The following is a 6,914-nucleotide window of genomic DNA, read 5'->3' on the forward strand; positions in this document are numbered from 1 at the left end:
CGCGACATCTCGACTTCCCGCGCGTGCTCCGGCTAGGAAGCGGCAAACGGGAGAGCTTCATGTCCGATTACATCCTCGTGCTCGATGAAGGCACGACCTCCACCCGCGCGATGCTGTTCGCCTCCGATGGCGTGCTGGTCGCCAGCGCGCAGGAGCCGCTGACGCAGCACTACCCGCAGAGCGGCTGGGTCGAGCATGATCCGCGCGAGATCTGGGACAAGACACTCGCCTGTGCGCAGAACATCGTCCCCAAGGCGGGCGGGGCGGCGATGATCGCCGCCATCGGCATCACCAACCAGCGCGAGACCGTGGTGGCGTGGGACCGCTCCACCGGAGAGCCGCTCACCAACGCCATCGTCTGGCAGGACCGCCGCACCGAGCCCTTCTGTGCCACGCTGCGCGAGGCGGGCCACGAGGCCGGCGTGCAGGAGCGCACCGGGCTGCTGCTCGATCCCTATTTCTCGGGCACCAAGATGCGCTGGATGCTCGACAACGTGGCGCAAGTGCGCGCGGCGGCGGAGAAGGGCACGCTTGCCTTCGGGACGGTCGAGAGCTGGCTGGTCTACAAGCTCACCGGCGGCGCAGCGCACATCACCGATGCCTCCAACGCCAGCCGCACGCTCTTGATGGGGCTCGAGGACACGCAGTTCGACGAGGGGCTGTGCGATCTGTTCGGCGTGCCGCGCGCGGCGCTGCCGGGGGTGGTCGACACCTCGGGGCCGCTCGCGATGACCGATGCATCGCTGTTCGGCCGCGCGATCCCGATCACCGGCCTCGCGGGCGACCAGCAGGCCGCGACCGTGGGGCAGGGGTGCCTCGCGCCGGGCGAGACCAAGGCGACCTACGGCACCGGCGCCTTCGTGCTGACCTGTCAGGGGAGCCGCATCCCGCGCTCGACCAACCGTCTGCTCGGCACGGTGCTAACCCAGCTCGAGGGCCAGCGCACCTATGCCATCGAAGGATCGGTGTTCGTTGCGGGAAGCCTTGTCCAGTGGCTGCGCGATTCGCTCGGGATCGTCGAGGTCGCCTCCGAGACCGAGGCGCTGGCGCGCTCGATCCCCGACAGCGGGGGCGTGGTGATCGTGCCTGCGCTCGCCGGCCTCGGCGCGCCGCACTGGCGGGCCGAGGCGCGGGGCGTGATCGCGGGGCTCAGCTTCTCCAGCGGCAAGGCCGAGCTCGCCCGCGCTGCGCTCGAGGCGATGGCGCACCAGACGCACGACCTGTGCGCCGCCTTCACCGCCGACGGCGCGCCGTGGCACACCCTGCGGATCGACGGCGGCATGTCCGCCAACGACTGGATGGCGCAGGACCTTGCCGACATGCTGGGGGTGACGGTCGAGCGCCCCGGCTTCGTCGAGACGACGGCTTTGGGCGCAGCGATGCTGGCGGCGGCGGGGGCGGGGCTTTATCCCGATCTGAACGCGGCTGCCCAGGCGATGCGCGGGCGGCTTTCGACCTTCGAACCGGCGATGGCGGATGATGTGCGCGACGCGCGGCTGGCGGCGTGGCGCAAGGCCCTTGCGGCCTCGTAACCGCTTACCCGAAGCGACCCAGCTCGCGCCCGATCCGGTCCTGAAAGGCACGTGCGGGCGACGCCATCTCGAAGTGCCCGCGCCATGCCTCGTCGAGGCGGGCGATGCGCTGGTGGAGCTTCTCGGTGTCGGCGATCAATTCGCGGGTCTCGGGCTCGAGCAGCGCGAGCTGCGCCTCGTCCGACGCGCGGTCGGGCGGGAGCGCGCCGTGGAGGCGGACCTGGTTTTCCGAAAGCTCGCCCGAGAACAGCGCGCGCTGGTTGAGCAGCCAGGCGAGGATATGCATCATCCGCGTGGTGGTCTTGAGCCCCTCGGTCGAGAGCGCGAGACGCACCAAGGCGTCCTCCCCCGTCAGCGGCTCGCGTACGCCGGCGGCGAACACCGCGCGCACGTCATCGGCAAGGATCAGCGCCTCGGAGTAGAGCGCCTCGATGATCGGGCGCGAAAGGTTGGTGGTGCGAACCATGGGGCGGGACCCTACGCCTGTGCGGGCCAGCCCGCCATATTGGTATGGTTACTTTCCAAGCAATTTTCGCATCCGTCCCTTCCGGGAACAGATTTAACGGGTGGGTAAGGATGAGGTGTGTGTTTTGCGCGGCGGGATGCGGGGCGGGTGGTCTGCGTTGCGCGTGAGCGCGACTGCAAAACAAGCTACGCGATGATATCCGGCAGCAGCGTGTCCTCGATGATCGCGATCTGGTCCTTCAGACGCAGCTTGCGCTTCTTCAGCCGCGCGATCTGGAGCATGTCGGCCGAGGCCGAACCGCGCGCCGCATCGGTCAGCGCGGCGATCGCGGCGTCGAGATCGCGGTGCTCGGTCTTGAGCAATTCGAGCTTTTTCCTGAGCTCCTGCTCGGTCATGTAACGCCCCTGATCCCTTCCTGGCCCCGCGCGGTTTGTGTCCCGCGAAAATGCAGCGACGCGCTACGCGTTCCCGCAGGCTTTGGGTAGAGGCTTCGCACCGCCAGCCGCACTCGGCTCGTCGCACGCCGCCCCGTATGTGCCGCGTAAGGATTGGTCAGGACTTTGCAAGCTAGCCTTCCTGTGGTTCTTTCGAACCTGCGGCTCGGCCGCTTCGCATGCCGAGTCGCCTGCCCGGGGGCATCCCCCCGCTTCGACAGGAGAACGCCATATGGCATCGACCGCAGTGTCTTCGCACCTCACCGCCCTTCAGACCAAGCATGCCGGCCTCGAAGCCCGCATCCGCGACGAGATGGCCCGGCCCGCGCCCGACACCGCAACGATCCAGGCCCTGAAAAAGCAGAAGCTGCGATTGAAAGAGGAAATTGCCGGCGTCTGACGCGCGCAGGGGGGCGGCGTAGCGGAAAGGCGCGATAATCGGCAAAGCCCACTTTTGCATTTGCCGCGCGGGTCGCATACATCTTGACCCCGATGACCGCCGCTGCTGCCGCCCGCCAGATCCTGACCCGCCTGACCGAGGTGATGGCCTCGCGCCTGCACGCGCAGGGCAAGCTTGATCAGGTGGTCGAGATCATCGGCGAGTGCCTCTCGAGCGAAGTCTGCTCGATCTATCTGTTGCGCGAAGGGATGCTCGAACTCTTCGCGACGCGCGGGCTCAACCAGAGCGCGGTGCACGTCACTCGCATGGCGATCGGCGAAGGGCTGACCGGCGCGATCGCGCAGAAGGTCGAGACGCTGAACCTCGCGGAGGCCAAGGCGCACCCGGACTTCCAGTACCGCCCCGAAACCGGCGAGGAGAAGTTCCACTCCTTTGCCGGGGTTCCCATCGTCTACCGCGAGCGCGCGGTGGGGGTGCTGTGCGTCCAGCATGTCGAGCCGCGCCGCTACGAGGATATCGAGATCGAGGCGCTCCAGACCACCGCCATGGTGCTCTCGGAGATGATCGCCAATGCCGAACTGATCGACGAGGAACAGGCCCTCGGCCTCACCGCCGAACAATCCGGGCCGCAGCAGCTTTCCGGCCTGACGCTGGTCAAGGGGCTGGGCGCGGGGGTCGCCGTCTATCACCAGCCGCGCGTCGAGATCACCCAGGTGATGGCCGATGACATCGAGGCCGAGCGCCAGCGCGTCTACCGCGCCTTCGACCGGATGCGCGAGCAGATCGACAGTCTTGCAAGCCAGGCCGAATTCGGCGTGGGCGGCGAGCACGAGGAGGTGCTCGAGACCTACAAGATGTTCGCCTACGATGAAGGCTGGTCGCGGCGCATCAACGAGGCGATCGACAGCGGCCTCACCGCCGAAGCCGCGATCGAGCGCGTCCAGCAGCACACCCGCATGCGGATGCGCGAGATCGACGATCCGCTGCTCGCCGACCGCATGCACGATCTGGAGGATCTGGCGAACCGCCTGCTCCGGATCGTGGCGGGCCGGTTCGGCACTGCGGCCAGCCAAGGTCTGCGCAAGGATTCGATCCTGATCGCGAGGAACTTGGGCCCGGCCGAACTGCTCGAATACGACAAGCGGCGGCTGAAGGGCGTCATTCTGGAAGAGGGCTCGCTCACCGCCCACGTCGTGATCGTCGCGCGGGCGATGAACGTGCCCGTCATCGGACGCACGAAAGGCGTTCGCACCACCATCCGCGAAGGCGACGAGATCCTGCTCGATGCAACGGCAGGCAGTGCCACCGTCCGCCCCCTGCCTCAGGTCGCCGAAGCCTTCCACGCGCGTTTTGCCAAGAGCCGCGAGAAGCAGGCTGCCTATGCGTCCCTGCGCGATGTCGAGCCCTTCACCCGCTGCGGCACGCGCATCCAGGTGATGATGAACGCCGGCCTGCGCGATGACATGAGCGCGCTGGGCCTCACCGGCGCGGACGGCGTGGGGCTGTTCCGCACCGAGTTCCAGTTCCTCGTCTCGGCCACCCTCCCGCAGCGCGAGCGCCAGACCCGGCTCTACCGCGACGTCCTCGATGCGGCCGGAGACAAGCCGGTGATCTTCCGCACGGTCGATATCGGCGGCGACAAGTCGGTGCCCTATCTTGCGTCCGAGATCGCCGCGCAGGACGAGAACCCGGCGATGGGCTGGCGTGCGCTGCGGCTGGCACTGGAACGCGAAGGGTTGATGAAGATCCAGGCGCGCTCCTTGCTGGAAGCCGCTGCCGGCCGCTCGCTCTATGTGATGTTCCCGATGGTCTCCGAGCCGTGGGAGTTCGATGCCGCCAAGCAGGTGTTCGACGAACAGCTCGCCTTCCTGCGCGCACAAAAGAAGCTGCTGCCCGAGCGGATCAATTTCGGCGCGATGCTTGAAGTGCCCGCCTTGGCCGAGGTGCTCGACATGCTGCTGCCGCGCCTGTCCTTCCTGTCGATCGGCACGAATGACCTCACCCAGTTCCTGTTCGCCGCCGACCGCGCCAATCCCAAGCTCGCCGAACGCTACGACTGGCTCAGCCCCTCGATCCTCAGGTTCCTGCGCCGCGTCATGCAATCGAGCATCGGCAGCGGGGTCGATATCGGCGTGTGCGGCGAAATGGGCGGGCGGCGGCTCGAAGCGCTGGCGCTGCTCGGCATCGGCTATCGCCGCCTCTCGATCACGCCGGCCGCGGTCGGCCCGATCAAGGAGCTGGTGCGCAAGGTCGACCTCGCCGAGCTGACCGCGGCGATGAACGGCTGGCTCACCAGCCCGCAGCACTCCTTGCGCGAAGAGCTCGCCGCCTGGGCCGATGCGCGCGATATCGAGTATGATTAGGGCCTGATTGCGGAGAAGCGTGGCGGCGGCGCGGCAGCATGCTATGGCAGCGCTTGACAGGACGCGCCCGAGCGGGTGATTCCGGCCGCAAGCAACATCTCAACTCTCACGCAACGCCTCGGCAAGAAGGCGCGGGACCCGGGTCACATGGACAGCGAAGAATTCAGCAGCGCCCCCGACGCGCCCCAGCCCGTCATTTCAGGCCCGGGCGCCACGCTGCGCGCCGCCCGCGAGGCGAGGCGGCTGGAGCTGGCGCATATCGCCGCCGAAACCCGCATTCCCGTGCGCCATCTGGAAGCGATCGAGACGGACAGTTTCGAGAACCTTCCCTCGCGCACCTACGCCATCGGTTTTGCCCGCACCTATGCCAAGGCGGTCGGGCTCGACGACGCGGTGATCGCCGAGGCTGTGCGCGCCGAGCTCTCCGACGGGTCGATGCGCCGCACCGTGCCTGCGGACGCGATGGAGCCGGGCGATCCGGCGCGCTTGCCTTCGGCCGGGCTTGCCTGGGCAGCGGCGGGGGCGGTGCTGATCCTCGCGGTCGGGATCTTCGCCTTTGCCAGCAACTATTTCGGCGCGGGCACCGGACCGGGTTCGCTGCTGACGCCCGAGCCGGCGGCAACGGTGGCGGCCAAGCCCGCCGCACCTGCCGCCGCCGCACCCGCGCCGAGCGGTCCGGTGGTGCTGACCGCGCTCGAGGACGGGATCTGGGTGCGGCTCTACGAAGAGGGCGGCGAGCGGCTGACCGAGCGCACGCTGAAGCTCGGCGAGACGATCGAGGTGCCGGTGGCGGCGAAGGACCCGCGCATCAACACCGGGCGGCCCGATGCCCTTTCGGTGACGATTGGCGGGCAGCCGGTGGCCAAGCTCTCCGAGACGCCGGTGACGATTTCGGGCGTGCCGGTTTCGGCCGCGGCGTTGGCTGCGCGCGGCACGGCGACCCCGGCGCCGACCCCTGCCGCAACCGCCGCCAGTGCCGCCAGCGCGCCGCGACCGGCACGCCGCCGCCAGCCTGCCCCGTCGTCCGCCAGCAATCCACCCGCCGAGGCAGGCGAGAGCGCTGCCACTGCGCCTGCAAACGCGCCGGCACCGGCGGCTGAGCCCGCCGCGCCCGCCGGGCGTTAACCCTTTTCCCGTTGATTAGGGGCGGCGCAGTCTCGACTTGCGGCGCCGCGCGCGGCAAGATTCGGACAACGTTCATGTGCTCCCCGCCACCACGGGGAGCGACAAGCCAGGGAACCTGACGCGCCATGACCATCCGCACCCACACCCTCTCCTTGCGCCTCGCCGGAGCTGCGCTGATCGGTGCCTCGGCGGCGGGCGCGCTGGGCCTTGCTGCACTGCCTGCCGCCGCGCAGGAAAGCCCGGCCGCTGCCGAAGCCCGATTGAAGAAGATCGAGGCCGAGGTCCGCGCCCTCCAGCGCAAGGTCTTCCCCGGCGGGGACGGCAAGTTCTTCGAACCGCAGATCGCACCCGGAACGCAAGGCACCGCGCAGACCCCTGCGCCCACCACCACCGGCAGCGCTCCGGCGGCGGGGGCGGTGACCGACATCCTCGTGCGGATCGACACGCTCGAAGCCCAGCTCCAGCGCCTGACCGCGCGCACCGAGGAGCAGGCGAATGCGCTCGCCCAGCTCGAACTGCGGCTCGCCGCGCTCGAGACCGCCGCCAACACGCCGCTGCCTGAGACGCAACCTGCCACCGCCACCGGTCCGGCGA

At 68.9% G+C, this 6,914-nt stretch carries 6 protein-coding genes and 1 pseudogene; 5 read left to right on the top strand and 2 right to left on the bottom strand.

Translation table 11 applies throughout. From position 1 onward, the window contains the following. The first annotated feature begins 59 nt into the window (after positions 1–59). Positions 60–1,532, top strand: coding sequence for a glycerol kinase GlpK (glpK, locus tag AX708_RS03920; RefSeq protein WP_066530592.1), 1,473 nt, complete (start codon positions 60–62; stop codon positions 1,530–1,532). A 4-nt stretch (positions 1,533–1,536) separates the two neighbouring features. On the opposite strand, the gene AX708_RS03925 is transcribed toward glpK, so the two are convergent. Together AX708_RS03925 and AX708_RS03930 are read right to left on the bottom strand one after the other, a co-directional pair. Further along, positions 1,537–1,998, bottom strand: a complete 462-nt coding sequence (locus AX708_RS03925) for a DUF1465 family protein (RefSeq protein ID WP_066530594.1) — start codon at positions 1,996–1,998, stop codon at positions 1,537–1,539. Positions 1,999–2,183: 185 nt separating this feature from the next. Continuing rightward, complete coding sequence (locus AX708_RS03930; RefSeq protein WP_066530596.1) at positions 2,184–2,393, bottom strand: DUF465 domain-containing protein; 210 nt, start codon at positions 2,391–2,393, stop codon at positions 2,184–2,186. A gap of 271 nt (positions 2,394–2,664) precedes the next feature. On the opposite strand from AX708_RS03930, the gene AX708_RS19695 reads away from it, so the two are divergent. From AX708_RS19695 to AX708_RS03945, 4 genes and pseudogenes are all read left to right on the top strand, one after another. Continuing rightward, positions 2,665–2,832, top strand: coding sequence for a YdcH family protein (locus tag AX708_RS19695; protein WP_082745609.1), 168 nt, complete (start codon positions 2,665–2,667; stop codon positions 2,830–2,832). 92 nt (positions 2,833–2,924) lie between these two features. Further along, on the top strand, positions 2,925–5,195 hold the full coding sequence (gene ptsP / locus AX708_RS03935; RefSeq protein ID WP_066530597.1) for a phosphoenolpyruvate--protein phosphotransferase: 2,271 nt from the start codon (positions 2,925–2,927) through the stop codon (positions 5,193–5,195). A gap of 147 nt (positions 5,196–5,342) precedes the next feature. Continuing rightward, on the top strand, positions 5,343–6,320 hold the full coding sequence (locus AX708_RS03940; protein WP_066530598.1) for a helix-turn-helix domain-containing protein: 978 nt from the start codon (positions 5,343–5,345) through the stop codon (positions 6,318–6,320). 125 nt (positions 6,321–6,445) lie between these two features. Next, positions 6,446–6,914, top strand: a pseudogene (locus AX708_RS03945) (hypothetical protein); the annotation flags it as partial.

Origin of the sequence: Erythrobacter sp. CCH5-A1, assembly GCF_001557115.1 — a bacterium.
Taxonomy (GTDB): Bacteria; Pseudomonadota; Alphaproteobacteria; order Sphingomonadales; family Sphingomonadaceae; genus Erythrobacter.

Coding starts and splice junctions, on each gene's coding strand:
- glpK (WP_066530592.1), top strand. CDS start 60: ATGTCCGATTACATCCTCGTGCTCGATGAAGGCACGACCTCCACCCGC.
- AX708_RS19695 (WP_082745609.1), top strand. CDS start 2,665: ATGGCATCGACCGCAGTGTCTTCGCACCTCACCGCCCTTCAGACCAAG.
- AX708_RS03930 (WP_066530596.1), bottom strand. CDS start 2,393: ATGACCGAGCAGGAGCTCAGGAAAAAGCTCGAATTGCTCAAGACCGAG.
- ptsP (WP_066530597.1), top strand. CDS start 2,925: ATGACCGCCGCTGCTGCCGCCCGCCAGATCCTGACCCGCCTGACCGAG.
- AX708_RS03940 (WP_066530598.1), top strand. CDS start 5,343: ATGGACAGCGAAGAATTCAGCAGCGCCCCCGACGCGCCCCAGCCCGTC.
- AX708_RS03925 (WP_066530594.1), bottom strand. CDS start 1,998: ATGGTTCGCACCACCAACCTTTCGCGCCCGATCATCGAGGCGCTCTAC.